Raw genomic sequence first — 25863 nt, 5'->3', positions numbered from 1 at the left:
GACGGCCTCCTACGGCGTGCTGAAGCTCTCGACCACGCCCGCGAGCGAGGCGGAGGTGCTGGGCGGCGACACGGCGCCGGCGCCCAGGCCGCGCTTGGCGAAACCCCGCCACACCGCCCCGAGGTCCCCGGGGTTCAGCGCGGAGACCGCGGTGATGATGCCGTCGCGCGCCAGCGTGAACGTCGGCATGCTGGGCGTGAGCTTGAGCCCGCCCACCACGTACTCGAGCACGCGGCGTTCGGCCTCGGCGTGGCCGTGCGCGGCGACGAGGTTGACGAACACCTCCCACAGGGCGGCGCACCAGACCTCGCCGGCGTTGTGCACCTGGCTGTTCGGCCCGCCGCCCTGCGGATGGCGCGGCGGGCCGGGCGGCAGCACCACCCCGTTGCTGATGTGCTTGAACGTCAGCGGGTTCTTGCCCAGGTCCGCGGAGTAGGGGAAGCGGCGGATGGCGAAGTAGTAGTTGTCCGTGAAGCCGGGGGTGAGGTCGGTCCATCCCCCGGCCGGGAAGGCGCCGGTGCCGAAGTCGTCGGAGGCCTGGGAGGTCATGGTGATCGCGAAGAAGTCCCCCCACCCCTCCCCCATCGCCCGGCCCTGCTGGTTGGCCAGCCCGGTGGCGTTGCCGACGAGACGGTTCGTGATGTAGTGCCCCAGCTCGTGGTAGGTGATCAGCGCGTCGAAGTTGCTGGTGCGGGACGGGAGCGGGGCGACGCCGCGGAACTCGTACATCTGCATCCGCGGGCTGGCGCCGTCGGCGGGGGTCTGCATGTTGGCGTTGTCGGTGCCGCTGAAGTCGTTGCCCTCGGCCAGGATCGGGTCCGCGCCGAGACCGGACCCCGTGGAGTTCATCTGCTGGGCGTTGCCGGCCGCCTCGTCGAACCCCGCCTCGTACCAGCGGTCGTGCAGCCAGTTCACCTGGAAGAACATCCCGACGACGCTGGCCTGCAGGTTGATGGGGTCGCTGGCGGGCCGGGCGGGGTCGTAGGCGTGGTCGAAGGTGCGCGGCCCCGAGGTCCGGCCCTCCACGTCGCCGTGGTTCTTCCCGTCGGGTGCCCGGAGGTCGGCGTAGGCGATGCAGTTGTTGCCCCGGGTGGTCGTGGCGTCCTCGGGCAGCCACGGAGCGCCCGGCAGCAGGCTCTCGAGCGTGACGAGCCGGTCGGGAATCGGGGCTGCCTGGAACCCGTCCGGGCGCCCGGTCGGGTGCGGCGACCCGGGCGCCGGCCCGTCCTCGGGGCGGAACAGGGCGTCCCCGCTGTTGAACACCCGGTAGGTGAAGGCGGCGTCGGCCCGCAGGTTCTTCCGGAACAGCACCTCCGGCTCCCCGAGCGCGTCGATCACGTAGCTGAACGCCGGGAAGCCGTCGATCCAGAGCTCCAGGTAGTAGCCCGGGGTGAACTGCTGCTCCCCCAGGGGGAACAGCACCTCCTTCACCCGCACCGCCCGTTCGAACGCCGGCCGGCCGGGGCCGGCCGGGGTGGTGGAGCGGTAGAACCGGTAGGTCCCACCGGTGGAGTCACCGGCCTCGGCGCTCGCCTCGCGGAAGGCCGAGGGGTCGTGCTCGACACCGGTCAGGTCGAACGCCGCCACCGCGATCGCCTCCTCGGCAGCGGTGCCGGCGGCGGCGGCCGAGCGGGCGCTGCCGGCCTGCGCGGCGCCGGGGAAGAACTGACCGGCCACGGAGATGACGTCGCCGTCGGGGCCGATCGCCGCGGTCGCCTCGGAGTTGAAGACCTCCAGGCCGTCGGCCCGCTGCACGAGCTGCACCGTGCGCAGCCCCCGCCCGCTCACCGAGACGATCTCGACGCCCTGCGCATCCGCTGCGGACAGCTGCCACAGATCGCCGTGCTCGGCGACGAAGCGCTGTACGGTCTGCTCCGGGGACGTGCCCGGCTCCCCCGACAGCCCGGCCGCCGGGGCCCGCCGCGCGATGCGGTTCGGCAGCGCGGTCGCCTGGTCGTAGTCCACCTCGAGGTCGCCGAGCTGCTCGTCCAACCGGCGGTGGCCCGGCGACGCGGCAGTCGGGGCGGCGGTTCGCGCTGTCCCGCGGGCGCTCCGGGAGCCCGCGTCGTAGAGGGCGTGGAAGTCCTCCGGCAGTGCACGGTCAGCGGGCATCAGGGACTCCTCGCGCACGATCGACTCACGGCCTGATCATCGCCCACGGGACCGGGACAGGAACTCCTCGATGGCGTGGCCGACCAGGGCTCCATTAAGGAACCGGTCCTGTCGGCCGGTCAAGGCGCGAACAGGCTTGTGACGTGCTCGTCCGCATCGCACGGCTCGGTCCCCCGGGGATCCGACCGGCGCCGGCCGTGGATCCCGCCGGGCCCGGAAGTCAGCCGTCACGGGGCAGCGCCGCGACGGCGTGGCGATAGGCTGCCTCGGCGGCCGGAGAGGAGTTGACCCGCCAATCACGTTCCTTGTGTTCCTGGAACCAGATGACCCCGAGCACGTCCCCTTGTCGGGTGAGGTAGTCGAACAGCTGAGTGATCCGGTCGGCCTTGGAGTGACCGGGCCCGTGCCCCTCGACCGAAGCCGTCTCCGTCACCAGGATCGGCAGCCGGGCCCCCAGACCGCGGAGCTCGTCCAGGCCGGAGCCGAAGAGCTCCGCCGGCGTGGTCCAGGACAGCGGAGGATCCGGGGACCCCCAGTTGTAGCCGTCGATACCCAGGATGTCGACCACGTCTTCCCCGGGAAGGAACTCGGCGAGCCGCGCCGCGCCGGTGTCGGCTCCGGGGGCCGGGATGTTGGGCGTCCAGCGGCGGAGTCTCGTGGGTCCAGTCCCGGAACAGCAGCATCCACTGCGGTGCGGCACCGGTCATGGCGGTGAACGCTGGTCCGTCCTGGGGCTCGTGGGGCAGGAGGACCCCGTGCTCCAGAGGGCGGATGCGGTGATGAGGGGAAGGGTTTCCATGGTGGTCCTCTCGGCACAAGCGGCGACCAGGGCCGCCGCTCCGGCGGCGACGAGCACGGAGCGCCGGCTCAAGGAGCGCTGCGGGGTCCTGGGTGCGGCGGGCGGCATCAGTGCGCTTCGGTGCCGCCCTTGACGCCCACCCGCTCTTGCGGTGTACTAGTAGAGTAACTAACCGACCGGCTCGGAGGTCACCGTGATTGAGGAGGGCAAGCCCCTGTTCGTGCAGATCGCCGAGCAGGTCGAGGACTCGATCGTGGACGGCAGCCTCGTCGAGGAGGCCCAAGCCCCGTCCATCACCGAGCTCGCCACCTTCTACCGCATCAATCCGGCCACGGCCGCGAAGGGCATCAACATGCTCGTCGGCAAAGGAGTGCTCTACAAGCGCCGGGGGATCGGCATGTTCGTCGCTCCCGGCTCCCGCGACCTCCTGCTGGCGGAACGGCGCAGTGCCTTCGCCCGTCGCTACGTGCAACCCCTGCTGGCCGAGGCGCGCAAGATCGGGCTCGGCCCCGACGACGTCGCCGACCTCGTCCGCGCCGCTGCCACACCGGCAGCACCGCAAGGCCCATCGGATCGGAGGACAGCATGAACCCCGTGATCGAGGTCCGGAACCTCACGAAACGCTACAAGGACAAGCTCGCTCTCGACGACGTCAGCTTCGACGTCCAGGAGAACACGATCTACGGCCTGCTGGGACGCAACGGCGCCGGCAAGACCACCGCGATGTCGATCCTCACCGCACAGAACCTCCCCACCAGCGGGCAGGTGCGGGTGTTCGGCGAGGACCCCTACGAGAACGCCCGGGTGCTCAGCCGGATGTGCTTCGTGCGCGAGAGCCAGAAGTACCCCGACGACGCCACCGCGCGCCATGCCTTCACCTCGGCGCGGCTCTTCTTCCCGCGGTGGGACCAGGAGCTCGCCGACGAGCTCGTCGACGAGTTCCAACTGCCGCTCAAGCGCACGATCAAGAAGCTCTCGCGCGGGCAGCTCTCGGCCGTCGGCGTCATCATCGGCCTCGCCTCCCGCGCGGAGGTCACCTTCTTCGACGAGCCCTACCTCGGCCTCGACGCCGTCGCCCGGCAGATCTTCTACGACCGCCTGCTGGCCGACTACGCGGAGCACCCGCGCACGGTGCTGCTCTCGAGCCACCTCATCGACGAGGTCGCGAACCTCCTCGAGCGGGTGCTCGTGATCGACGAGGGTCGGATCATCATGGACGAGTCCACCGACGACGCCCGCGCCCAGGCCACCAACGTCGTCGGAGACTCCGCCGCGGTCGAGGACGCGGTGCGCGGCCGCGAGGTCATCCACCGCGAGAGCCTCGGCCGCGTCACCTCCGTCACCTTCCTCGGCCGCCTCGACGACGCCGAGCGCGCCGCCCTCACCGCGGCAGGACTCGAGCTCGCGCCCGTCTCCCTGCAGCAGCTCATCGTGCGCCGCACGCAGCGGCGCTCCCCCGGCCACGACACCTCCGCCGCGGCCAGCCAGGAAGGAGCACTCCGATGACCGCCCTCGACGCCGGCAGCGTGACCCACCCCGCCGCGGTGCGCCACCGCACCCTCAACGTGGTGCGCCTGCAGTTCGTGAACACCCAGACCTTCGTCTGGGTGCCGGCACTCGTGCTCGGCGGGGCCTGGGTGATCACGCTGCTGATCTACTGGATCGTGCAAAGTGCCGGCGGCACCGACGTCAAGATCGGTGGGGGCTCACAGGCGCCGCTGTGGTACTTCCTCGTCGTCGGCGTGCAGGCCATGACGCTGACCTTCCCGTTCTCGCAGGCGATGAGCCTCACCCGCCGGGAGTTCTACCTGGGCTCCCTCGCCGCCGCGGCGGTGAGCGGTCTCGGGATGTCACTGGTGTTCGTGCTGCTCGGGCTGATCGAGCAGGCGACGAACGGGTACGGCATGAACGGGTACTTCGCCTACCTCGACTGGGTGTGGGAGGCCGGGCCACTGGCGGCGGGCCTGACGTACTTCGTGGCCACGATGCTGTTCTTCATCATCGGGTTCTGGTTCGCGACGATCTTCAAGCGCTTCGGCACGGCCACGCTCGTGATCGTCATGCTCGGGATCGCCCTGGTCCTGGTGGGACTGATCGCCTTCGTGACCCGGCAACAGGCGTGGCCGCAGATCGGGTCCTGGCTCGCCGGGACCGGATCCCTGGGCCTGACGATGTGGGCCGTCCTGGTGAGCGCGCTGCTCGCGATCGGCTCCTACCTCACCCTGCGCAGGATGCCCGCCTGACAGGCGGGATTCCTCTGGCCGGCGGGCGCCGAGGCCACGAACGCCGGGATTGCCGGGCCGGCCCGCTCCTCCCGGAGACGTCGGGAGGAGCGGGCCGGCCCTCCTCGGGACGGAGGAGGAAGCGGAGCCGGGGCGGAGCGCGCTACGGAGCCGTCTGCACGCGCTCCGCGTAGCGGCGCTCGAAGGCGAGGATCGCCTCCGTGGCCTCGAACAGCTCGTCCGCCATCTGCTGGAGCACGGAGTCCTCCTGGCGGTAGGGGTCGATCACGTCGTTGCGCTCGGGGTGGCGCACCGGCACCCGCTGGCGCAGCCGCGGCGCCTGCTGGACCAGCCAGGCCCAGCGCTCGGCGCGGTCACCCGGCACCGCCCGGTCGATCTCCGGATCGGTGGAGAGGTACTGCAGGATCCGGGCGAACTCCCGCAGGGTGAAGACCTTCTTCAGCAGCCGCGGCGACTGCTGGAGCAGCGGCTGGGTGTGCTCCCGGGCCATCACCAGCACCAGGTCCACGTCCCGCAGCACGTCCGGGCTGACCTGCCGGGCCCGGTGCGCGGCGGCGGCCTCCAGGCCGCGGTCCCGGGCCAGCCTGCCCACCCGCTGCTCGAAGCCCTCGTCCACCAGCGCGTGCATCCCGGCGCTCGTCACCTCGAAGCCGCCGGGCGAGATCTCGTTGAGGCCGTGGTCGAGCTCGACCGCCGCCATGGGCGAGCGGCACACGTTGCCCGTGCAGACCGTCAGGATGCGCGTGGGGGCCATGGTTCTCCTCTGGGGGTCGAGTCCGGTTCATCGTATCCGGCGCGGCGCCTCCTCCCCGAGCGGCATGCTGAGCAGGTGGTAGCTGAGCGCCTTGCCGTGGCCGTCCAGCACGGGAGATCCCGTGACGCCCCCGCCCAGGGCGCCCGGGAGGGTGAACACCAGAGCATGCAGCCCCGGCAGGAGCCGGCGGAGAACGGGGCCGGTCAGCTCCAAGGCGTAGTGGCCGGCCACGGCCTCAGCCGTCAGGGCGTCCGAGAGCAGGTGGTAGGACATCTCGTCCCGGGCCCGGACGGCCAGGATGAGGGTGTCCCCTTTGTCCCCGGTCCGGACGTCGGCACAGTCGTCGACGGTTGTCATCGGGCCTCCTTGAGGCTCACACGGGGACGGACGAGCCCGCGGGGCAGGGTGCAGGAGCGGATGGCCAACACCTCCTGCACGTGCCGGCGGGCCCCGCCGCCGGCCGCGGGGCCGTTGGTGTAGAGGGACTCGACCTCCCAGCCCACCGCCTCGGCGGCAGTCCGGTCCGGCACCCGCGCCGCGACGCGCAGGCGGACCTCCAGCGGGTCCCGGTCCTCGGCGAGGCCGCGGAAGGCGGCGCCCGCGCCGATCATCTCGACCAGCACGGCCTCCGGGTCCACACCGTGGACGTCGGCGAGGCGGGTCCGGACGATGTCCGCGGCCAGTTCGGCTCGCTCACGGGCACGGGGCCCCGCGTAGCTGATCTGCCCTTCGCCCAGCCAGCCGCCCCGGAAGCCGAGGGTGACTTTCAGCTCGTCCGGCCGGGCGGTTCCGGATCCGCCGCAGACCTGCACTCGGTTCTCACCGACCTGTTCCACGGACACGGAAGTGAAGTCGGCGACGACGTCCGGGGTGATGTAGGCGGACGGGTCGCCCACCTCGTACAGCAGCTGCTCGGTGACCGTGCGGGTGTCGAGCAGTCCTCCGGAGCCGGGCAGCTTGGCGAGCACTGCCGCCCCGTCGTCGGCCACGTCCGCGAACGGGAAGCCCAGCCGGGCGAGGCCGTCCACGGGCTTGGTGACAGGGTCGGCGAAGTAGCCGCCGGTCAGTTGCCCCGCGCACTCCAGCAGATGTCCCACCACGGTCCCCTGCCCCAGCAGGGCGGGGTCGCCGGTGAGGTCCCATGCGTGCTCGTGGGCGAGGGGCCCCAGGTAGAGGGCGGGGTCGGCGAGCCGACCGGCGATCACCACGTCGGCGCCCTCGGCGAGGGCCTCGAGGACCGGCGCCGCCCCCAGGTAGGCGTTGGCCGAGACCAGCTGGTCTGACTCCGCCGAGAGCGGGCGGCCGGTCTCCCACAGCACGGGGTCCGCGCGGCGCACGGCGTCGAGCACGTCGTCACCGGTCACCACGCCCACCCGCGTGCCGGTCAGTCCGTGCGCCCGGGCGATGTCGACCGCGAGCACGCCGGCGGCCACCGGGTCGGCCGCGCCTCCGTTGGTGACGATTGTGGTGCCGTGGCTCCGGCAGGCCGGCAGGGTGGCCTCCAGTCGGCGGCGCAGCAGCGGATCGTAGCCGTGGTCCGAGCCGGCGAGCCGCCGGGCATTGGCGGCCGCAATGGTGCGCTCGCCGAGGACCTCGAAGACCAGGTAGTCGAGCCCGGCGAAGCGGGCGAGCTCTGCGGCCGGGTCGATGCGGTCCCCGGCGAAGCCCGCGCCGGCGCCGAGCCGGATCGTGCGGCTCATCCGGCGGCCCCCAGGGCGATCGCACCGGTCAGCAGCGCCACGGCGAGCATGACGATGCTCACCAGCCAGGCCCAGCCGAACAGGGCGCGGATGTGCTTCCCGATGTCCACCCCGGCCAGGCCGACCAGCAGGTAGAAGGACCCGGTGAGCGGGCTGATCGGGAAGCCCACGGTCTCCTGGCCGAGCAGGGAGGCCTGGGTGATCTCCACCGCGGAGACGCCGTACTGCTCGCCCAGGGCGTTGAGCACCGGCAGGACCCCGAAGTAGTAGGCGTCCGGACCGAACAGCAGGCTCAGCGGCACGCCGAGGACCCCGGCGATGAGCGGCAGGCCGGGAGCGGCCGAGGCGGGGATCACCGAGGTCGCGGCGTCGGCCATCGCCGTGATCATCCCGGAGCCCTCGAGGATGCCGAGGAACGCGCCGGCGGCCAGCAGCGTGGTGGCCATGAGCATGGCGCCCGTGGCGTGGGCCTCGATGCGGGCGGTCTGGCGCTTCAGGCCTGGGTAGTTGACCACCAGGGCCACCACGACTCCGGCGAGGAAGACCAGTTCCGGCGGTGCCAGGCCCGCGATCAGGGCCGCCAGCACCGCGATCGTCAGCACGGCGTTGAACCACAGCAAGCGGGGCCGGCGCAGGGACTGCTCCTCCGCGGACAGCTCGTCGACGGCGGGGCGCTCGGCGAGCTCGGTCGCCGCGGTCCTCCCGGCCACCCGTGCGGTGGCCACACCGGAGGAGCCGGGCGCGGTGTCCGTGCCGGCATTGTCCGGCCGTGCCGTGTCCTGCGGCTGCGCCTGCGTGGTGGAGCCATCTTCCGACCGGTCGTTCCCGCCCGCGGCCGGAGCCGCCGTGCGACCGATCCGTCGGGCCTCCCGGGTGCCCAGGAACCAGGCGATGGCCAGGGCCGCGACCATGCCGGCGATCTGGGCGGGAATCAGGGGCACCCAGAGCTCGTTGGCGGGCACACCGGCGGTAGCAGCGGCTCGGGCAGTCGGCCCGCCCCACGGGAGCAGGTTCATGGTGCCCGCGCCGAGCCCCACGCACACGCTCAAGGTCAGCCGGCTCATGCCGAGCCGGTCGAAGAGCGGGATCATGGCCGGGATGGTGATGAGGAACGTGGTGGCCCCGGCGCCGTCCAGATGAGCAGCCATGGCCAGCGCGGTGGTCGCGAGGCAGATCGTGACCGGGGCGTTGCCCGCCCAGCGGACGATGCGCCGGATGACGGGGTCGAAGAGCCCGGCGTCCCGCATTACCCCGAAGTAGGTGATGGCGAAGACGAACATCACCGTCACCCCGACGACCCCACCCAGACCGTCGGCGACGAACTCCCCGATCTCGCCCGGATCGAACCCCGCGATCAGGGCGAACACGATCGGCACCCCGGCCAGCGCCACGACGGCCGCTACCCGGTTGGAGAGCAGCAGCGCCAGGATCACCCCGATGGTGAGAAAACCTGTCCATGCAAGCACGAGAAATCCTTCCGTTGATCTCCTGCCAGTGTGAGCCGACTCACGTTATCCGGTCCAACATCATTCATCGATAGACTCATGAGCTGTGAGCATGAATCTGGGAGTTCACCATCTGAGGGCGGTCGTGGCGGTGGCCGATCACCGCAGCTTCACCCTGGCCGCCGCTGACCTCGGAGTGGCACAGTCCTCGCTGAGCCGTACCGTGCTCGAGGCGGAGCGCCGGCTGCGCACCCCGCTGTTCCAGCGCAGCACCCGGCGGGTGACGCTGACCACGGACGGCGAGGCGGTGGTCGCCGTCGCCCGCCGGGTCATCGAGCACGTGGACACCGGTCTCGAGCACATCGCGGGCTATCTGGCGGGCACCCGGGGCAGCATCACCATCGCCACTCTGCCCTCCCTGGCAGCCAACCTGCTGCCACCGGTGATCCGTCGCTATCAGGAGCTGCACCCGGACGTGGTGCTCCACGTCGAGGACAATCTCAGCGACCAGGTCGCCGAGGACCTGCAGAGCGGTCGGGCCGACCTCGCGCTCACCACCGACCCGGAGGAGGGTCACGACTACGTGGTCCGCCCCATCGCCCAGGACAGCTTCTTCCTCGCCGTGCATCCCGAGCACCGTCACGCCGGGGCGGAGACCGTGGCCTGGAGCGACCTGCAGTCGGAGCCGCTGATCGCCTTCGGGCCGGCCTCGAGCATCCAGCAGGCCGTCGGCCGCGCCCTGCGCGACGCCGCTGTCTCCCCCGCGACGATCGTGCGGGCCCAGAACGTCGCCGCCATCGCGGGTCTCGCAGCCTCTGGCCTGGGGGTGGCCCCGGTCCCGGGTTTCGTTCTGCCGCTCATGCGCTTCGCCGGTCTGTCCTTCGTTCCCCTGATCCCGGAGCGTGCCCGCACCATCACCCTCGTCCACCACCGGGACCGCCCGCTCTCGCCCGCGGTCAAGGCGTGGGCGGACGTGGTGGACCAGTATCTCGGCGCCCAGCCCCAGCAGCTGCCAGGGGTGCGCTGGGTCCGCCCCGGGGACCGCGTCATCCGCTGACGCCGGAGCAGCGATCGGGGCTCTCACCCACCCACCGGTACCGCGCCGCCGGCGGGGGCCGGGGCGCCGGGGGTCCGTCGTCGTCGTTGCCCGCCGCGAAGCACACGGTTCCACTCACTACGTCCGAAGAGGTACGGGCGCGTAACATGGCCCTTCGTTATTGATTATTTATGCAAACGCGCCTTTATACTCGACCTGGCTCCGAGGATCTTCCCCCCATCCCGATGGCCTTGCACGAGTCGTTCCCCCAACGATCCATGCGAGATAGGCGTTCCAGCGTGAAAGCTACCCCCCGATTGACGCTGCCCGCTGCCCTCACGGCGGCGGTGCTGGCCATCACCACACTGACCCCGGTCGCGGCCCTTGACGAGGCCGCCACCCCCCGATCGACCACCCTCTCCGAGGAGCGGCAGGGCAACCTGGTCTCCAAGGTCGTGGAGTCCGACGGCGAGATCGTCTCCACCCTGGTGGACGGGACCACCGGCGCGGCCGTCCTCCCCGACCCGACCCGCGCCGGCACGCAGCCGGCCGCAGGCGACCCCCACGGCGGCGCCGTGCTGGGCCAGTGGGCCAAGTCCGAGCACCACTTCGAGCAGCTGGCCGCAGCCTCTGCCCGCACCGCCGACGAGCTCTCCGGAAACACCGACGACGACGGGGCCGATGCTGCTCCCGGCGCCACGGACGGCGAGACCGCGGAGGAGTCCGTCGCGGGGGTCGCGTCGGCCGAGCCCCTCGGTGCCGCTGCGTCCTGGGCCCCCAGCGGCATCAAAGGCACGGACGTCTCCAACTGGCAGCCGTCCCTGAACTGGTCGAGCCTGTGGAACCAGGGCTCCCGCTTCGCCTACGTCAAGACCTCCGAGGGCGACAGCATCCGCAACAACCTCTTCACCCAGCAGTACGCCGGCGCGGGGGCCGTGGGCATGTACCGCGGCGGCTACCACTTCGCCATCCCGACCCGCACGTCCTCGGGCGCGAAGCAGGCGGACTACTTCATCAACAACGGCGGCGGCTGGTCCGCGGACGGCAAGACCCTGCCGGGGCTGCTGGACATGGAGGACAACCCCTACCGCTCCCTCTACGGCAACCACTGCTACAACTTCAGCCAAGCCGAGATGGTCAGCTGGATCCGCGACTTCTCCAACCGGTACAAGGCCCGCACCGGGCGCCTGCCGGCGATCTACACGAACTACTACTGGTGGCAGGACTGCACCGGCAACTCCGCCGCGTTCAACGACCACCCCATGCACATCGCCTCCTACGGGACCACGGCCCCCCGCGTGCCCAGCGCCTGGTCCACCTACGACTTCTGGCAGTACACCGACGCCGGATTCAACGAGAAGATCGACGCCAACGTCTACCGCGGCAGCGCGGCCCAGCTCCAGGACCTGGTGCGCAACCGCTACTACAAGCCCCTGGGCGGCCGCGCCCCCGCCGGCACCCCCGCCCCCGCCGAGGTGGCCCCCGCCGGCTACGTGGTCAAGGGCGGCATCGGCAACCAGTACCGGGCCCTCGGCGGGTCCTCGGTCTTCGGCACCCCGACCATGAACGAGCGCGGCGGACTGGTCAACGGCGGCGTGTACCAGCGGTTCTCCAAGAACCACACCTTCTACTGGAGCTCCCCCACCGGGGCGTGGCCCGTGGACTTCAACGGCGCCATCGGCCGGAAGTTCACGGCGAACCGCTACGAGAACGGCTTCGGCTACCCCAGCACCCGCGAGATCACGGGGCTCACCGGCGGCGGCGCCTACCAGGTGTTCCGCAGCGGCGGTGCCGTGACCAAGGTCCTGTGGAGCCCGGCCACCGGCGCCCAGCCCGTGCGGGAGACCAGCGGGATCGGCGGGGCGTGGAAGCGCGGCGGCTACGAGCGCGGCTACGGCTACCCCTCCACCCCCGAGATCGGCGGGCTGGTCAACGGCGGCGCGTACCAGCTGTTCCGCAACGGCAACGACGTCCACAAGATCCTCTGGAGCCCCGGCACCGGCGCCCACGCCGTGAAGGAGAACAGCGCGATCGGCCGGGAGTGGAAGGCCGCCGGCTCCGAGCGCGGCTACGGCTACCCGACCACCGGCGAGTACCGCCACGGCACCGAGGTCCGCCAGAAGTTCTCGAAGAACTTCACCGTGCACTACTCCACCACCACGAAGAGGACCTGGGCCACCCGATGACCGCCGCCAAGCACCGCGCCCCCGCGCGCCCCCGCACCCCCGGCCGCCTGGCGCTGACCGCGGCAGCCCTCGCCCTGACGGTCCCCGCCACCGGGATCCTCACGGCGGCCCCGGCCGCCGCGGCGGCCTCGGACATCGTCAACGTCTCCTCGAGCACCCGCTCGGCCGACGCCCAGCAGCTGCTGGAGCTGATCAACGCCCACCGCAAGGCCAAGGGCCTCGCGCCGGTGAAGTACTCCGCCACGGTCTCGGGCATCGCCCAGGGCGAGTCCGACCGCCTGGTCCGCCAGGAGGTCATCGACCACACGGACACCTTCCTGAAGGACTCCCGGGCCGGCGCCTGGAACGCCGCCGGCGAGATCCACGCGGTCTCGTGGCAGGGCCGGGTGAGCGACCTGATGACGTGGTGGAAGGGCTCCACCGCGCACAACAAGGTGCTCACCGACCCCAAGATGACGGTCATCGGCATCGGCCTGACCTACGTGGACGGGCAGCTGGCCGGGAACAAGCAGGGCTGGAAGCTGGTCGGCACGGTCACCTCCTACGGCTACGCCGACGGCAGGACCCCGGCGGACGCCCGGACCACGGTGGGCAAGGCCCCAGCGCCTGCACCGGCGCCGGCGCCCAAGCCGCCCTCCGTCGCGCCGATCACCTCCGCCGGGTACGAGGTGCGCGGCGGGATCGGCCGCCAGTACCACGCCCTGGGGGGAGCCGCCGCCTTCGGCGCCCCCACCATGTACGAGCGCGGCGGGCTGGTGGGCGGCGGCGCCCTGCAGAGCTTCGCCAAGAGCGCCACGTTCTACTGGAGCGCCCCCACCGGCGCCTGGCCGGTGCGCTTCAACAGCGCCATCGGCCAGAAGTTCGCCGCCACCGGGTACGAGCGCGGCTACGGCTACCCCAGCGGCCAGGAGCGCGGCGGGCTCACCGGCGGCGGCGCCTACCAGGTGTTCCGCAGCGGCGCGAACGTGCACAAGGTGCTGTGGAGCCCCCGCACCGGGGCGAAGACGGTCAAGGAGAACAGCGCGATCGGCCAGCGGTGGAAGTCCGCCGGCTACGAGCGGGGCTACGGCTACCCGAGCACCGACGAGTACCGGTACGGCTCCGAGGTGCGCCAGCGGTTCTCGAACGGCTACACCGTGCACTGGTCCTCGATCACGAAGCGGACCTGGGTCACCCGCTGACCTTCTCACCCCTCCAAAGCGCCCGGCCGGATCCCCGGCCGGGCGCTCTGCTGTCCGCCGATGCGCCCCGCTGTCCCCCGGCCGGTGGTCGCGGTCCGGCGCACGCGCACGTGTCCCCCGCGGGAGGGTCACCGGAACGAAACAACAGGCCAGAGCGTGGTGCACCTCACAAGCACAGCCAGTGAAAACCGGTGTCCGCGGGCGCGGGCTCATGATTTGCCGAGTTCCGCTGTCCGCATTTCGGGGGACGGATGCGCTGACCACTGTCCCCCGATCCGCTGGCATTCCCGATCATTAAGTACCGAAGGGTACAGTCGCCCGCCGCGCCACAGCCTGTTTGCTATCACACATACATGCTTGCCGATACAGGACGTGTGCATCCGTACGTGTTTGCACTTGTGACACAGCTTTTCCGCCCTGGCACGCTGACCACGTCGGTCTGTCCGGGGGGACGAACCGACCGGTCCGTCGGGGTGACGGACCGCCGTCCGGGGGAACGAGCATGCTGTGCGCCACAGGCAGGACCATCACGACTTTCCACGTCGCCGTCGAGCTGCTCGCTCCGGCAGCACGGTGGCTCCGCCGGTGTTCTACGACCCCAGCGGCAAGCGGTGGTACCGCCTTCTGGCCACGCTGATGGTGCTGCTCGCCCTCGTCGCCGGCCTGCTCTCCTGGATCCTGCCCCAGGCACTGGCGCAGCCCTGGGACCGGACGCTGAACCAGGACCCCGCCTATCCGCGCGAGTTGATCGCCACCGGGGACACCGAGAACATCCCGCTGCTCGGGAACGCGTCCAACCCGTTCTCGCGGATCGGCCTGGTCGAGGAGGTCGGCGGCGAGACCGTGCTGGCCGATCCGTTCAGCGCCGACGTTCTCCGCACGCTCAGCGAGGAAGAGGTCGAGCTCGTCGAGGACCACCCCTACGCCATGGAGCGCTTCGGCGAGATCCCCGACCGCCGGCTGATCATCACCTTCGACGACGGGCCCGACGCCCAGTTCACCCCCGAGGTGCTCGATGTGCTCTCGGCCGAGGGAGTGCCCGCCACGTTCTTCAGCATCGGGACCAACGTGGTCAAGCATCCCGACCTCTTCGGGCGCGTGCTCCGCGAGGGGCACATGGTGGGCAACCACACCATGACGCACTTCACCTCGTGGGAGGACGACTTCCGCAACCGCGAAGAGCTGATCGGCACCGACCGGGCCATGCGCTCGGTCGGCAACTACGCCACCCCGCTGTTCCGGCTTCCGACCGGTGATCCCGACAACAAGCCCCTCCCCGTGCTCGAGGCCCAGCAGATGGGCTACCTGCACGTGGACTTCACCCTCGACACCGAGGACTGGCAGTACGGCCCCGAGGAGAAGATCGTGCTGCCCCCGCTCGACGGCGAGGGCCGCGTGGTGCTCATGCACGACGGCGGCGGGGACCGCACCGCGACGATCGAGGCCCTGCGGGAACTGATCGCCGAGGCCAAGGCCGCCGGCTACACGTTCAGCACGCTGGCACCGCTCCTGCCGGAGGACCACCACCCGGTCGCTGACACCCAGCCCGTGCTGGCGGACGACGCCACCGCCCTCGCCCTGACCACCCTCACGGTCACCCCGGACGTGGTGATGACCTGGTTGTTCTGGTTCGGCATCGGGTCCCTGACACTGATGTCGACCCTGTACGTGGTGCTGGCGCTGATCGGCCACCGGCGCCAGAAGCACCGGATCTGGCCGGAGATCCCCGAGGAGGACCTGCCCCTGGTCTCGGTGATCCTGCCCGTGTTCAACGAAGAACCCGTGGTGGAGCGCACCCTTGCCGCGCTCCGGGCCAGCGACTACCCCCGCCTCGAGGTCATCGCCGTCGACGACGGCTCCACCGACGACACGCTAGCCATCATGCGCCGGTTCGCCCAGCAGTGGCCGGCCCTGCAGGTGCTCACCCAGCCCAACGGCGGCAAGTCCATCGCCTCCAACCACGGGATCATGGCCGCCCGGGGCGAGATCGTCGTGACCCTGGACGGGGACACCCTCTTCGAGCCCCAGACCGTGCGGATGTTCGCCCGCCACTTCTACGCCCGTGACGGCAAGCGCCCCGTCGGAGCCGTGGCCGGGCACGTGAAGGTCGGCAACCGCCGCGGTCTGCTGACCATGTGGCAGTCCCTGGAGTACATCTCCGGGATCTGCGTCACCCGCATGGGCGAAGGCGTGGCCGGGGCGATCTCCATCGTCCCCGGGGCCTGCGCAGCCTGGCGCAAGGACGCCCTGCAAGCCGCCGGGGGCTACTCCCACGACACCCTCGCCGAGGACGCCGACCTCACCATGACCCTGCAGAAGCTCGGCTGGGCCGTGGTGCAGGAGAACCAGGCCGTGGCCTGGACCGAGGCCCCGATGACCATCCAGGGCCTGGCCAAGCAGCGACTGCGCTGGACCTACGGCAACCTCCAGGCGCTGTGGAAGCACGCCGGGATGCTCTTCCAGCCCCGCCACGGCTTCCTCGGCCTCGTCGCCCTGCCCTACGCCCTGCTCGCCACCGTCATCCCGCTGGTGTTCCTGCCGCTGACCGTGCTGATGGCCGGGATCAACATCGCGGTCGGCAACTGGCAGCCCATCGCCGCCTTCGCCGCGTTCGTGCTGACCATCCACGCCGTCATCTGCGTGATCGCGATCCGGATGGTCGGGGAGTCCTGGACCCACCTGCTGATCGTGCCCGTCTACCGGCTCATCTACGAGCCCCTGCGCGCCTACCTGCTCTACGCCTCCGTGCTCCAAGCGCTGAGGGGCAAGATGATCGGCTGGTACAAGCCCGAGCGCACCAACAGCGTGTTCGACGTCGAGGGGGCGGCGGACCGCCGCGCGGACGCGCAGCACGTCTGACCCCGCTCCGACCCCCGCTTCTGACGCGCCGGGCGGTGGCCCGCCACGCGCGGGCCACCGTGACCTGCTCCCCGGCTATCCGACGAAGCCCTCGCCGAGGACCCGGGTGAACTCCCCGGCCTCCTCCTCGAGGCCGCTGCAGAAGTCGTTGGCCTCGGCCGGATCCCCGTCCTCCGCAGTGCACGGCCGGTCACGGTTCAGCGACCAGTAGGAGAGCCGCCCCACGCCCTGGTCCCGGGCGAACTCGCCGAGCTCGGCGGCCGCGTCCAGCTCGACCACCTCCCCGGGGACGTCGTTGACCCCGATCATCGGAGTCAGGCCGATACGGTGCCACACCTCCTCCGCAGAGAGATCCTGGCCCGCCGCACCCCACAGCGCCGTGAGCTGGCCGTGCGCGGACCGGGCCGCCTCCATCGAGGCCGCCGCCATGGACTGCCCCGCGGGCTTGCTCTCGCTGTAGTTCATGGTCATGAGGTTGACCCCGGCCAGGTCCACCTCGGCCGCCAGCATCAGTGCCACCACGTCCACCGAGTCCTGGTCCAGACCGTGCGGGGCCACCGGCAGCGTCGCCCAGATCTCCAGGGGTTCCTTCCGCTCCTCCTGCAGGCGGAGCAGCACCTCGGCCCGCCGCTCGTTGGCCTCCTGGTCCTCGAGGTCGTCCAGCTCGATGTCGAAGTCCACGACGCGCACGTCGTAGCGATCGAGCACCGTCCGGTAGGCCGCGAGCACCCGGTCCGGGTCGGTGCAGGCGGTGGCGAGCTCATTGCCGGCCGCGCCGCCGAAGGAGACCACCACGTCCCCGCCGGCCTCCCGCAGCACGGCGATCTGCTTCTCCATCCGCAGGGTCTCCTCGGCCTCGTCGAGCCCGTAGTACCCGCCCCACGAGGGCTTGCACGGCTCCTCGGGGTCGGCCACCACGAACCCCAGCACCGTGCGGGACTGTCCCGCGGCCTCCGCCCCGAAGTCGAACCAGGGATAGGACGTGACGTTGACGTAGCCGCCGAACCACGGCTCGTGCTGGTCCCCGCAGCCGGTGAGGGCGAGCCCCGCCGCGCTGAGCAGGCCCAGGGCCCCCAGGCGGCGGGGGCCCCGCGCCGAACAGCCCCTCACCGGAAGGTGAGGGGCTGCGTCGTCGTCGGTTCCGTGGGCCAGGTCAGGACCTGCCATCGAACAGGCTGGTCACGGAGCCGTCCTCGAAGACCTCCTGGATGGCCCGGGCGATGAGCGGGGCGATCGAGAGGACCGTGAGGTTCTCGAACTGGTGCTCCGGGGGCACGGGAAGGGTGTCCGTGACGACCACCTCGATGGCGCCGCACGTGGACAGCCGCTCCACGGCGGGGTCGGAGAACACGGCGTGGGTCGCGGCGATGATGACGTCCTTGGCGCCCCGCTCGCGCAGCACCTGCACGGCGCCGGAGATCGTGCCGCCCGTGTCGATCATGTCGTCGATCAGCACGCAGGTGCGGCCCTCGATCTGCCCCACGACCTCCTTCGAGGTGGCCTGGTTGGGCCGGGTGATGTCGCGGGTCTTGTGCACGAAGGCGAGCGGGCAGCCGCCCAGCAGCTCGGTCCACTGCTCCGCCACGCGCACGCGCCCGGTGTCCGGGGAGACCACGGTGACGTTCTCGATGTCCACCACGGAGCGCACGTGCTCGGCCAGCAGCGGGATGGCCATCAGGTGGTCGACCGGGCCGTCGAAGAAGCCCTGGATCTGCGCGGTGTGCAAGTCCACGGACATCAGCCGGTCCGCCCCGGCGGTCTTGTACAGGTCCGAGATCAGGCGGGCGGAGATGGGCTCGCGGCCGCGGTGCTTCTTGTCCTGCCGGGCGTAGGGGTAGAACGGGGACACCACGGTGATCGACTTCGCGGACGCCCGCTTGAGGGAGTCGATCATGAGCAGCTGCTCCATGATCCACTGGTTGATCGGGGCCGGGTGGGACTGGATGAGGAAGGCGTCCGTGCCGCGCACCGACTCCCCGAACCGCACGTAGGTCTCGCCGTTGGCGAAGTCGTAGGCGTCGGTCGGGATCAGCTCCGTGCCCAGCTCCGAGGCGATGCGCTCGGCCAGCTCGGGGTGGGCCCGCCCCGAGACCAGCACCAGCTGCTTGGCACCTGCGTTGGTGATTGCGGTCATCGTTACTCGCTTTCCTCAGTGGTGTTCCCGGCCGTGCCGTGCGCCGTGGTGTCCGCGCCGGTTCCTGCGCTGGAGTGCTCGGTGGTCCCGGTGGCGTTCGTGGCGGCACCGTTGCCCAGGGCGCGTGCCGCGGCCTCGGCCGCAGCGGTGCCGGGGCGGTGCTCCACCACCCAGTTCTCGACGACCCGCTGCGCGCCCTCGGTCAGGGCCAGGGCCCCGGGCGGCACGTCCTTGCGGATCGTGGTGCCCGCCCCGGAGTAGGCACCGTCGCCGACCTGCACGGGCGCCACGTACATGTTGTCGGAGCCCATCCGGACGTGGTCGCCGATCACGGTGCGGTGTTTGCGCACGCCGTCGTAGTTCACGAAGACGGAGGCCGCCCCGATGTTGGAGTGCTCGCCGATGGTGGCGTCCCCCACGTAGGACAGGTGCGGGACCTTCGAGCCGGTGCCGATCCGGGAGTTCTTGGTCTCCACGAACGTGCCGATCTTGCCCTCGTCCGCGAGCACCGTGCCGGGGCGCAGGTAGGCGAAGGGACCCACGCTCGCGCGGGGGCCGATCACCGAGCCGGAGCCGTGCGTGCGCACCACGTGCGCGCCGGGGCCGACCTCCACGTCCGTGAGGGTGGTGTCCGGGCCGACGACGGCATCCTCGCCCACCCGGGTGCCCCCGTGCAGCTGGGTCCCCGGCAGGATCGTGGCGTCCGCGGCAATGCGCACCTGCACGTCGATCCAGGTGCTGGCAGGGTCCACGATCGTCACGCCGTTGCGCATGTGCTCCTCGAGGACCCGGCGATTGAGGTGGGCGCCGAGCTGGGCGAGCTGCACGCGGTCGTTGGCGCCCTCGACCTCCCAGCGGTCCTCGATCTTCAGCGCGTCCACGGCGTGGCCGGCCTCGCGGGCCAGCAGCGGGACGTCCGTCAGGTACATCTCGCCCTGGGCGTTGTCGGAGGTGACCTGCGCGAGGCTGTCGCGCAGCACGTCGGCGTCAAAGGCGAAGATGCCGGAGTTGATCTCGGCGACCGCGAGCTCGGCCTCGGTGGCGTCCTTGGCCTCCTTGATCTCGCGGAACGAGCCGTCGGCGTCCCGCAGGATCCGGCCGTAGCCGCCGGGCTGCTCGTGCTCCGCGGTCAGCACGGTCACCGCGTTGCCGCGCTCCTCGTGGTGGGCGACCAGCTTCCGGAGCACCTCCGGGGTCAGCAGGGGGACGTCGCCGTAGGTGACCACCACGGTGCCGGTCAGCCGCTCCTGGGCGTCGAGCGCCTCCACGGCCACCTGGACCGCGCGGCCAGTGCCGGGGACCTCGTCCTGGTCCACGACGATCGCCTCGGGGTCCTGCTCGAGGACGTGCGGGGCCACGAGGTCCCGCTCGAAGCGCACCACGGCGGCCAGCCGCTGCGGGTGCAGGCTCCGGGCGGCCACCAGGCAGTGCCCGACCATGGAACGACCCCCGATCCGGTGCAGGATCTTGGGGGTCTTGGACTTCATGCGGGTGCCCTTGCCGGCGGCCAGGACGATGACGGCGGCGGGCCCGACGGCCGCCCCCGGACGATGCGCAGGGATCTGGGGGGTGCTCACGGCGGGATGCAGCTCCTCGGTCGTCGATCGTCGGAGAGGAGCCGGTGGGCTCACCGGCTCCGGCTCTGTTCCGTCTCACTAGCTGGGGCGCTCGTCGGCTCAGGGACTCTCGAGCTTCCGGGCTGTGTCTGGCGGGATGCGGACGTTCCGCCTCTAGGACTCGAACCTAGACTCCACGGCTCCAAAGGCCGGGGTGCTGCCGATTACACCAAGGCGGAGCACCGCCGTGGAACGGCAGTGGTGCACGCAGTGCACAGGCAGTCACCCTACCACTCGGGCGTCAGGCCCCGGCCGCTCCCGGGCGCCCCAGGATCACGATGATCCGGGCCGTGGCCGCCGCCTCCCGCAGCTCCGGGACGGCGGCGAAGAGGTCCTCGACCGCGTCCTCGTCCACCCCGGAGACGATCAGCGGCGCGCGGTCCAGCAGCGGGCGCATCCGCTCGAACGCGGCGGCCGGCCCCTCCCCCGCCTCCGAGGACGCCGCCACGTTCCAGGCCACGGACGCCAGGTAGTGGGAGTCCACGTCCAGGGTCCCCGCCTCGCGGGCACGCTCCAGGAACTGGACCAGCGCCACCTCGTCCGCGGTGGCGCCCTCCGTCTCGAGCAGCAGGTGCACCCGGTGGGCCGAGGCCGCCTCGGCGAGCGCCGCGAGCATCGAGAAGAGCCGGTCCTCGCTGCGGCCCCGTCCGCTCACGCCGGTCCGCGGCACCACCAGGTACTCGGCGCCCACGCCCGCGGCCAGCGAGAGGTGGTCGTCGAGGATCGCGATGACGCCCTCGTCGGGGATGTCCTCGTCGATCGAGATGTCCGCCCGGACCATCAGGGGATCAGCACCTGCTCCGCGCAGCGCTTCTCCCACCTGCCGCTGCGGCACCGAGCCCAGGTGGCGTCCGATCAGCCGGCCGGGCCCCGCCGAGATCTCCACGGGCCCGGGGTGCTCCGTCACGGTCCGCACGGCGGTCTCCAGGTCCGTGATCCCGTCCAGCCTGGTGCCCAGGGGACGGGTGCTCGGGGTCGAGGAGGATCGCTCCGACGGTTTCTGCTCCATGGCCCCATGGTCTCACCCGATCTTGAGCCGCCGCTGAGAAGTTTCTGAACGCACATCCCTGCCCACCCCCCGTCGACCCACCACCCGCCGACTCCCTACCCCGCCAAATTGCCCACCCCACCGATCCCTCGCCTCGCCAACTCCCCACTCTCCAATCTCCCACTTCGCCAAACTTCCACCCCACCGAGTCCTCGCCCCGCCGACTCCCACCCCGCTTCTACCCACCTCCCGGCTCCGAACACCGCTGGGCCCGAGATGCTGCCCCTCCTTCCACCGAGTCCCCAACCAGTTCGCAGATTCCCATGATTCCGTGTGGGGAATCGCGCCCAACTTGGGGACTCGACGCAACAGACCTCGAGAGGTTAGGGACTCAGCGCGCCTGATGCGCGGGAAGTTGGGGGCTGGCTGCTCGAGGGCCCGGCAAACTCGAGGCTCGATGCATCAGGGCCGAGAGTGCCCAGGCCTCCCCGCATCGAGTCCCCAGTTTCTGCACCCCCATTTCGCCGAGTCCCCCGTCCCGTTTCGAATCCCCATGGTTTCGCCTGGGGAAATGCGACCACATTGGGGACTCGGCGCTCACGGGCTCGGAACCATGGGGGCTCGGCGGCATGGCGCACCGAAAGGGTGGGGGCTCGGCGCGCCGTGGGGCTCGGCGGTGGGGACTCGACGTGTCGAGGGCCTCGAAGATGGGGACTCGACGTGTCGAGGGCTCCGAAGATGGGGACTGGGCGTGCCGAGGGCCCCGAGGCTGGTGATTCGGCGGGCCGAGGGTTCCCAAGGAGGGAACTCGGCGTGCTGAGGGGTCCGAACGTGGGGACTCGGCATGCCCGGAGGTCCCTCAGGTGGGGACTCGATGCGACAGGGGCCAGGAAGGTGAGGCCGGGGAGGTGGGGGCTCGGGGCGGCAAGGGGCGCGAGTACCCTTGACGGGTGGCACATCTACTCGGCGGCGAGAACCTGCACCTGGAATTCCCCACCAAGACGGTCTTCGACTCCGTCAGCCTCGGCATCGACGAGGGCGACCGGATCGGCATCGTGGGCCGCAACGGCGACGGCAAGTCCACGCTCATGAAGCTGCTCGCCGGGCGGCTGAAGCCGGACGGAGGCCGCGTGACCGTGCGCTCGGGCGTGCGCGTCGGCATGCTCGACCAGGCCGACGTGCTGGACCCGGAGCTGACCGTGGGGCACGCCGTCGTCGGCGACCGCGAGGAGCACGAGTGGGCCGGGGACGCGAAGGTGCGGGACGTGGTCTCGGGACTGGTCAAGGACCTCGACTGGGATGCCAAGCTCGGCGAGCTCTCCGGCGGGCAGAAGCGCCGGGTGGCGCTCGCCGCGCTGCTGGCCGGGGACTGGGACGTCATCTTCCTGGACGAGCCCACCAACCACCTGGACGTGGACGGCATCACCTGGCTGGCCCGCCACGTCAACAACCGCTGGCCCAGGAACCAGGGCGGGCTGGCCGTGGTCACCCACGACCGGTGGTTCCTGGACGCCGTGTGCACCGACACCTGGGAGGTGCACGACCGGATGGTGGAGCCCTTCGAGGGCGGCTACGCGGCGTACGTCCTGCAGCGGGTGGAGCGGGACCGGCAGGCCGCCACCGTGGAGTCCAAGCGGCAGAACCTCATGAAGAAGGAGCTGGCGTGGCTGCGCCGCGGCGCGCCCGCCCGCACGGCCAAGCCCAAGTTCCGCATCGAGGCCGCGAACCAGCTGATCAACGACGTCCCGCCGCCGCGCGACACCGTGGCCCTGTCCCAGCTGGCGGTCTCCCGGCTGGGCAAGGACGTGGTGGACCTCGAGAAGGTCTCCGTCTCCTACCCCACCGAGGACGACGGCCCGCGGGAGGTGCTCCGGGACGTCACGTGGCTGATCGCCCCCGGCGAGCGCACCGGCATCCTGGGCGTCAACGGCGCCGGCAAGTCCACGCTGCTGGGCCTGGTCACCGGGGAGGTCCTGCCCACGAGCGGACGGGTCAAGCGCGGGAAGACCGTGAAGATCGCGACCCTGACCCAGCAGCTGTCCGAGCTGGAGGACGTGGCCGAGGACCGGGTCTCGGACGTGGTCGCCTCCAAGCGCACCACCTACCTGGCCGACGGCAAGGAGATGACGCCGGGCCAGCTGCTGGAGCGGCTCGGCTTCACCAACGAGCAGCTCGCCACCCCCGTCAAGGACCTCTCCGGCGGGCAGAAGCGGCGGCTGCAGCTGCTGATGATCCTGCTCGACGAGCCGAACGTGCTGATCCTCGACGAGCCGTCCAACGACCTCGACACCGACATGCTCGCCGCCATGGAGGACCTGCTCGACACCTGGCCGGGCACCCTCCTGGTGGTCTCGCACGACCGCTACCTCCTGGAGCGGGTCACCGACCAGCAGTACGCCGTGATCGACGGCCGCTTCCGGCACCTGCCCCGGGGCGTGGAGCAGTACCTGGAGCTCGCCTCCCAGTCCCGCACCGGCACCGCCGCCGGCTCCGCCAACGCCTCGAACCCGCTGGCGGCGACGGGGGCGTCGTCGTCGAACGGGACGACGGCGGAGGGCGGGCCGAGGCTCTCCGGTGCGCAGGCCCGCGCCGCGCAGAAGGAGGTGGGCGCGATCGAGCGGAAGCTGGAGAAGCTGTCCGCCAAGGTCGACGCCCTGCACGCGGAGATGGCGTCGCACGACCAGTCCGACTACACCGGCCTGGGCGAGATCACGGCCCGGCTGACCGCGGTCCAGGACGAGATCGAGGAGCTCGAGCTGCGCTGGCTCGAGCTGTCCGAGGACCTCGTCTAGCCCCGTGGCGGGCCCGGAGCAGGACGCCGTGGTCCTGCTGACCAGCACCGGGACGGGGCCTGTCCTGGAGCGTGCCCTGCGTCCGGCCGGTCCGTCCGTGGGCGCCCGGTCCCCGCGGTAGGGACGAGCACCCGCCGGGGTCATTCCCAGAGGAGATAGCCCAGGACGGCGATCAGCGGCGGCACTCCTTCCATCAGCGCGTTGCGCCACAGGCGTCGCTCGACGAACGGGAACAGCACGGCCAGGAAGACGTGGCTTCCGCAGCCGAAGAGCACCAGGGCGCGTCCGGCCCCGACCGCGCCGGCGTTGAGCAGCGCCAGCCCTGCGGCGATGCCCGCTGCGAAGCACAGGTTGTAGAGGCCGATGAAGATCACCCACAGGCGCACGGCCGGCACGTCCTCGGGGCGGATGAGAGTGAAGGAGTACGTCCGCGGATCGCGGTGGAAGAAGACCTCCAGCACGAAGGCGAAGGCGAGCCCGCCCACGGTGACGCCGGCGGCGATCTGACTGAGCAGGTTCATCGACATCACCTCGTGTCCGCGGCGGACGGCCGACGGCGGTGGCGGGACTGCGCCGCGCCACCGCCGTCGTCGTCCTTCCGCGCTACTCCTCGGTGGCCTCCGCGGCCTCCAGTCGGTAGGCGTCCGAGAAGTCCAGCTCCCAGACCGCGCCGCCCCCGACTGCTGCGCCGAGCGGGTTCATCGGTCCCGCCGGGATGCCCTCGGCCGTGGCCACGCTGTTGACCGAGGCGTAGACCTCGCCGTGGTGGCCGGTCGCGAGACCGGCGGGCAGCGGGACGTCGATCGCGTACCGGACCGCGTCCTCCTCGTGCCGGTGCAGGACCACCACCTGGCCCGGCACCTCGCCCGACGCCGGCGCCTCGCCCGACGCCGGCGCCTCCTCCGCCGGGGACCCGCCCGCGGCCTCCGGCGCCTCCTCCGCCGGGGACTCGCCCGGGGGCATCGGCGGGGTCGGCCCGAACAGCTGCGAGACGTACAGGTGACGGTCGTCCACGGCCACGCCGTTCACACCGGTGAAGCCGTCCCAGCGGTCGAGCTCGGTGCCGTCCGCGGAGAACTTCACCACTGAGGCCTCCCCCGGCCGCAGGGCACCCAGGCCGCCCACGTAGACGTTGCCGTCCTTGTCGGCGGCCAGGGACGTCGGCACGAACTCGGCAGGCCCGGCCGGGTCGTCCGAGCCGTCGGGCAGCGCCGTGGTGGGCCAGGAGGCGAACACTGTGATCTCGTACTCCGGCAGCGCGTCCTCCGTGGCGGTGGAGAAGTCCGGCTCGACCTTCCACACGGCGTTGGCCCCGGCGTCGGCCACGAGCGCGTAGCCGTCCGGCGAGACCTCGTCGTCCTCGTCCACGTACAGGACCGCGTACGGGTTCGAGTCGACCTGCGCGCCGTCGGGGTTCAATTCCTCCTCGGCCGCCTGCAGGTCGGCGTACGGGACCAGGTACTCCTCCCCGTCCTCCTCGGTGCCCGCCACGAGCAGCGACCCGCCCCGCGCCGTGGGCACGGCGAGGTCCGCCCGCTCCGGGTCGTAGCCCGCGATGGCGTACTGCCCCGTCACATCCGTGGCATCCGCGCCGGAAGGCCCTTCCGCGAAGACCCCTCCCGGCCCTGCCAGGGAGAACAGCCCCTCGACAACCCTGGAGACCGTGGGAGCGTCCCGGCGCGGGTCCTCGATCAGCGTGACCGCTCCCGACGGCCCCCCGCACCGGTCCTCGACGCAGTTGTCCCCGCCGCGGCCCGCCTCGGCCACGACCAGCGCATCGCCCTCCTGGTCCCAGTTGAGCTGCCGCGGATTGTCCAGGCCGTCCGCGACCACCCGCGGCCCGGGCGACGGGTCGTCCCCGTGCGCCAGCGCCGACGGCACCGGCCCTGCCAGCACCACGACAGCCGTGACCACGCCTGCTCCGAGTCTCTGTTTCGTCATGACCCACCCCCGGTCGGATCCTCCCGCGCGCCAGCCGCGCGACAGCCCCAGGCTAGAACCGCGACCCCGCCCCCACC

20 protein-coding genes and 1 tRNA gene are annotated in these 25863 nt (G+C 71.4%); 8 read left to right on the top strand and 13 right to left on the bottom strand.

The window, feature by feature from the left end:
- Positions 1–9: 9 nt before the first annotated feature.
- Together ABD220_RS00575 and ABD220_RS00570 are read right to left on the bottom strand one after the other, a co-directional pair.
- Positions 10–2112: a M36 family metallopeptidase gene (locus tag ABD220_RS00575; protein WP_344118874.1), complete on the bottom strand. Its 2103-nt coding sequence runs from the start codon at positions 2110–2112 to the stop codon at positions 10–12.
- Between the two features lie 220 nt (positions 2113–2332).
- Positions 2333–2680, bottom strand: a complete 348-nt coding sequence (locus ABD220_RS00570) for a glycoside hydrolase family 26 protein (RefSeq protein ID WP_344118872.1) — start codon at positions 2678–2680, stop codon at positions 2333–2335.
- A 424-nt stretch (positions 2681–3104) separates the two neighbouring features.
- Between ABD220_RS00570 and ABD220_RS00565 the strand changes: the two genes are divergently transcribed.
- From ABD220_RS00565 to ABD220_RS00555, 3 genes are read left to right on the top strand one after another with little or no spacing between them, the layout of a single operon-like run.
- Entirely contained in the window at positions 3105–3500 is a 396-nt protein-coding gene (locus ABD220_RS00565) for a GntR family transcriptional regulator (protein WP_344118870.1), read from the top strand.
- Positions 3497–4417, top strand: a complete 921-nt coding sequence (locus ABD220_RS00560) for an ABC transporter ATP-binding protein (protein WP_344118868.1) — start codon at positions 3497–3499, stop codon at positions 4415–4417. Before ABD220_RS00565 ends, ABD220_RS00560 begins: the two co-directional genes overlap by 4 nt.
- A complete protein-coding gene (locus ABD220_RS00555; RefSeq protein ID WP_344118866.1) occupies positions 4414–5154 on the top strand; it encodes a hypothetical protein in 741 nt (246 codons plus the stop codon). Before ABD220_RS00560 ends, ABD220_RS00555 begins: the two co-directional genes overlap by 4 nt.
- A 142-nt stretch (positions 5155–5296) precedes the next feature.
- Here ABD220_RS00555 and ABD220_RS00550 read toward each other — a convergent pair whose 3' ends face one another.
- The 4 genes from ABD220_RS00550 to ABD220_RS00535 are packed head-to-tail and all read right to left on the bottom strand — an operon-like array spanning position 5297 to position 9074.
- On the bottom strand, positions 5297–5908 hold the full coding sequence (locus ABD220_RS00550; protein WP_344118864.1) for an arsenate reductase/protein-tyrosine-phosphatase family protein: 612 nt from the start codon (positions 5906–5908) through the stop codon (positions 5297–5299).
- Between the two features lie 27 nt (positions 5909–5935).
- Positions 5936–6265 (bottom strand): AtuA-related protein, encoded by a 330-nt coding sequence (locus tag ABD220_RS00545; RefSeq protein ID WP_344118862.1) that lies wholly within the window; start codon positions 6263–6265, stop codon positions 5936–5938.
- Positions 6262–7608 carry an acyclic terpene utilization AtuA family protein gene (locus ABD220_RS00540; protein ID WP_344118860.1) on the bottom strand — a complete coding sequence of 449 codons (1347 nt, stop codon included), beginning with the start codon at positions 7606–7608 and terminating at the stop codon, positions 6262–6264. Before ABD220_RS00540 ends, ABD220_RS00545 begins: the two co-directional genes overlap by 4 nt.
- Complete coding sequence (locus tag ABD220_RS00535) at positions 7605–9074, bottom strand: CitMHS family transporter (protein WP_344118857.1); 1470 nt, start codon at positions 9072–9074, stop codon at positions 7605–7607. Before ABD220_RS00535 ends, ABD220_RS00540 begins: the two co-directional genes overlap by 4 nt.
- Positions 9075–9165: 91 nt before the next feature.
- Between ABD220_RS00535 and ABD220_RS00530 the strand changes: the two genes are divergently transcribed.
- From ABD220_RS00530 to ABD220_RS00515, 4 genes are all read left to right on the top strand, one after another.
- Complete coding sequence (locus ABD220_RS00530; protein ID WP_344118854.1) at positions 9166–10110, top strand: LysR family transcriptional regulator; 945 nt, start codon at positions 9166–9168, stop codon at positions 10108–10110.
- A gap of 278 nt (positions 10111–10388) precedes the next feature.
- The gene (locus ABD220_RS00525) at positions 10389–12275 is read left to right on the top strand and encodes a GH25 family lysozyme (protein ID WP_344118852.1); all 1887 of its coding nucleotides are present in this window, start codon (positions 10389–10391) and stop codon (positions 12273–12275) included.
- Entirely contained in the window at positions 12272–13456 is a 1185-nt protein-coding gene (locus tag ABD220_RS00520; protein WP_344118850.1) for a CAP domain-containing protein, read from the top strand. Before ABD220_RS00525 ends, ABD220_RS00520 begins: the two co-directional genes overlap by 4 nt.
- A gap of 585 nt (positions 13457–14041) precedes the next feature.
- A complete protein-coding gene (locus ABD220_RS00515) occupies positions 14042–16315 on the top strand; it encodes a bifunctional polysaccharide deacetylase/glycosyltransferase family 2 protein (RefSeq protein WP_344118848.1) in 2274 nt (757 codons plus the stop codon).
- 75 nt (positions 16316–16390) lie between these two features.
- Here the strand turns inward: ABD220_RS00515 and ABD220_RS00510 are convergent, their stop codons facing one another.
- From ABD220_RS00510 to ABD220_RS00490, 5 genes are all read right to left on the bottom strand, one after another.
- Positions 16391–17425: a chitinase gene (locus ABD220_RS00510; RefSeq protein WP_344118846.1), complete on the bottom strand. Its 1035-nt coding sequence runs from the start codon at positions 17423–17425 to the stop codon at positions 16391–16393.
- A 43-nt stretch (positions 17426–17468) separates the two neighbouring features.
- Positions 17469–18449 carry a ribose-phosphate diphosphokinase gene (locus ABD220_RS00505; protein WP_344118844.1) on the bottom strand — a complete coding sequence of 327 codons (981 nt, stop codon included), beginning with the start codon at positions 18447–18449 and terminating at the stop codon, positions 17469–17471.
- Between the two features lie 2 nt (positions 18450–18451).
- Positions 18452–20026 carry a bifunctional UDP-N-acetylglucosamine diphosphorylase/glucosamine-1-phosphate N-acetyltransferase GlmU gene (gene glmU, locus ABD220_RS00500; RefSeq protein WP_344118843.1) on the bottom strand — a complete coding sequence of 525 codons (1575 nt, stop codon included), beginning with the start codon at positions 20024–20026 and terminating at the stop codon, positions 18452–18454.
- A gap of 145 nt (positions 20027–20171) precedes the next feature.
- Positions 20172–20244, bottom strand: a tRNA-Gln gene (locus ABD220_RS00495).
- A 62-nt stretch (positions 20245–20306) separates the two neighbouring features.
- On the bottom strand, positions 20307–21074 hold the full coding sequence (locus ABD220_RS00490; RefSeq protein WP_344118841.1) for a hypothetical protein: 768 nt from the start codon (positions 21072–21074) through the stop codon (positions 20307–20309).
- Between the two features lie 929 nt (positions 21075–22003).
- Here ABD220_RS00490 and ABD220_RS00485 point away from each other — a divergent pair.
- Positions 22004–23845, top strand: coding sequence for an ABC-F family ATP-binding cassette domain-containing protein (locus tag ABD220_RS00485; protein ID WP_344118840.1), 1842 nt, complete (start codon positions 22004–22006; stop codon positions 23843–23845).
- A gap of 140 nt (positions 23846–23985) precedes the next feature.
- On the opposite strand, the gene ABD220_RS00480 is transcribed toward ABD220_RS00485, so the two are convergent.
- Positions 23986–24366, bottom strand: coding sequence for a DUF1304 family protein (locus ABD220_RS00480; RefSeq protein WP_344118839.1), 381 nt, complete (start codon positions 24364–24366; stop codon positions 23986–23988).
- An 82-nt stretch (positions 24367–24448) separates the two neighbouring features.
- Positions 24449–25786 (bottom strand): ScyD/ScyE family protein, encoded by a 1338-nt coding sequence (locus ABD220_RS00475; protein WP_344118837.1) that lies wholly within the window; start codon positions 25784–25786, stop codon positions 24449–24451.
- Positions 25787–25863 lie beyond the last annotated feature (77 nt).

The sequence above is a fragment of the Kocuria aegyptia genome (assembly GCF_039530085.1).
GTDB lineage: Bacteria > Actinomycetota > Actinomycetes > Actinomycetales > Micrococcaceae > Kocuria > Kocuria aegyptia.
The sequence above is the reverse complement of the archived record's forward strand: the minus strand, read 5'-3'. Positions and strand labels throughout refer to the sequence as shown.

What these genes read in the sequence shown, in the direction of transcription:
- ABD220_RS00520 (WP_344118850.1), top strand. Translation starts at nt 12,272, where the DNA reads ATGACCGCCGCCAAGCACCGCGCCCCCGCGCGCCCCCGCACCCCCGGC.
- ABD220_RS00575 (WP_344118874.1), bottom strand. Translation starts at nt 2,112, where the DNA reads ATGCCCGCTGACCGTGCACTGCCGGAGGACTTCCACGCCCTCTACGAC.
- ABD220_RS00475 (WP_344118837.1), bottom strand. Translation starts at nt 25,786, where the DNA reads ATGACGAAACAGAGACTCGGAGCAGGCGTGGTCACGGCTGTCGTGGTG.
- ABD220_RS00540 (WP_344118860.1), bottom strand. Translation starts at nt 7,608, where the DNA reads ATGAGCCGCACGATCCGGCTCGGCGCCGGCGCGGGCTTCGCCGGGGAC.
- ABD220_RS00550 (WP_344118864.1), bottom strand. Translation starts at nt 5,908, where the DNA reads ATGGCCCCCACGCGCATCCTGACGGTCTGCACGGGCAACGTGTGCCGC.
- ABD220_RS00545 (WP_344118862.1), bottom strand. Translation starts at nt 6,265, where the DNA reads ATGACAACCGTCGACGACTGTGCCGACGTCCGGACCGGGGACAAAGGG.
- ABD220_RS00505 (WP_344118844.1), bottom strand. Translation starts at nt 18,449, where the DNA reads ATGACCGCAATCACCAACGCAGGTGCCAAGCAGCTGGTGCTGGTCTCG.
- ABD220_RS00490 (WP_344118841.1), bottom strand. Translation starts at nt 21,074, where the DNA reads ATGGAGCAGAAACCGTCGGAGCGATCCTCCTCGACCCCGAGCACCCGT.
- ABD220_RS00530 (WP_344118854.1), top strand. Translation starts at nt 9,166, where the DNA reads ATGAATCTGGGAGTTCACCATCTGAGGGCGGTCGTGGCGGTGGCCGAT.
- ABD220_RS00560 (WP_344118868.1), top strand. Translation starts at nt 3,497, where the DNA reads ATGAACCCCGTGATCGAGGTCCGGAACCTCACGAAACGCTACAAGGAC.
- ABD220_RS00480 (WP_344118839.1), bottom strand. Translation starts at nt 24,366, where the DNA reads ATGAACCTGCTCAGTCAGATCGCCGCCGGCGTCACCGTGGGCGGGCTC.
- ABD220_RS00555 (WP_344118866.1), top strand. Translation starts at nt 4,414, where the DNA reads ATGACCGCCCTCGACGCCGGCAGCGTGACCCACCCCGCCGCGGTGCGC.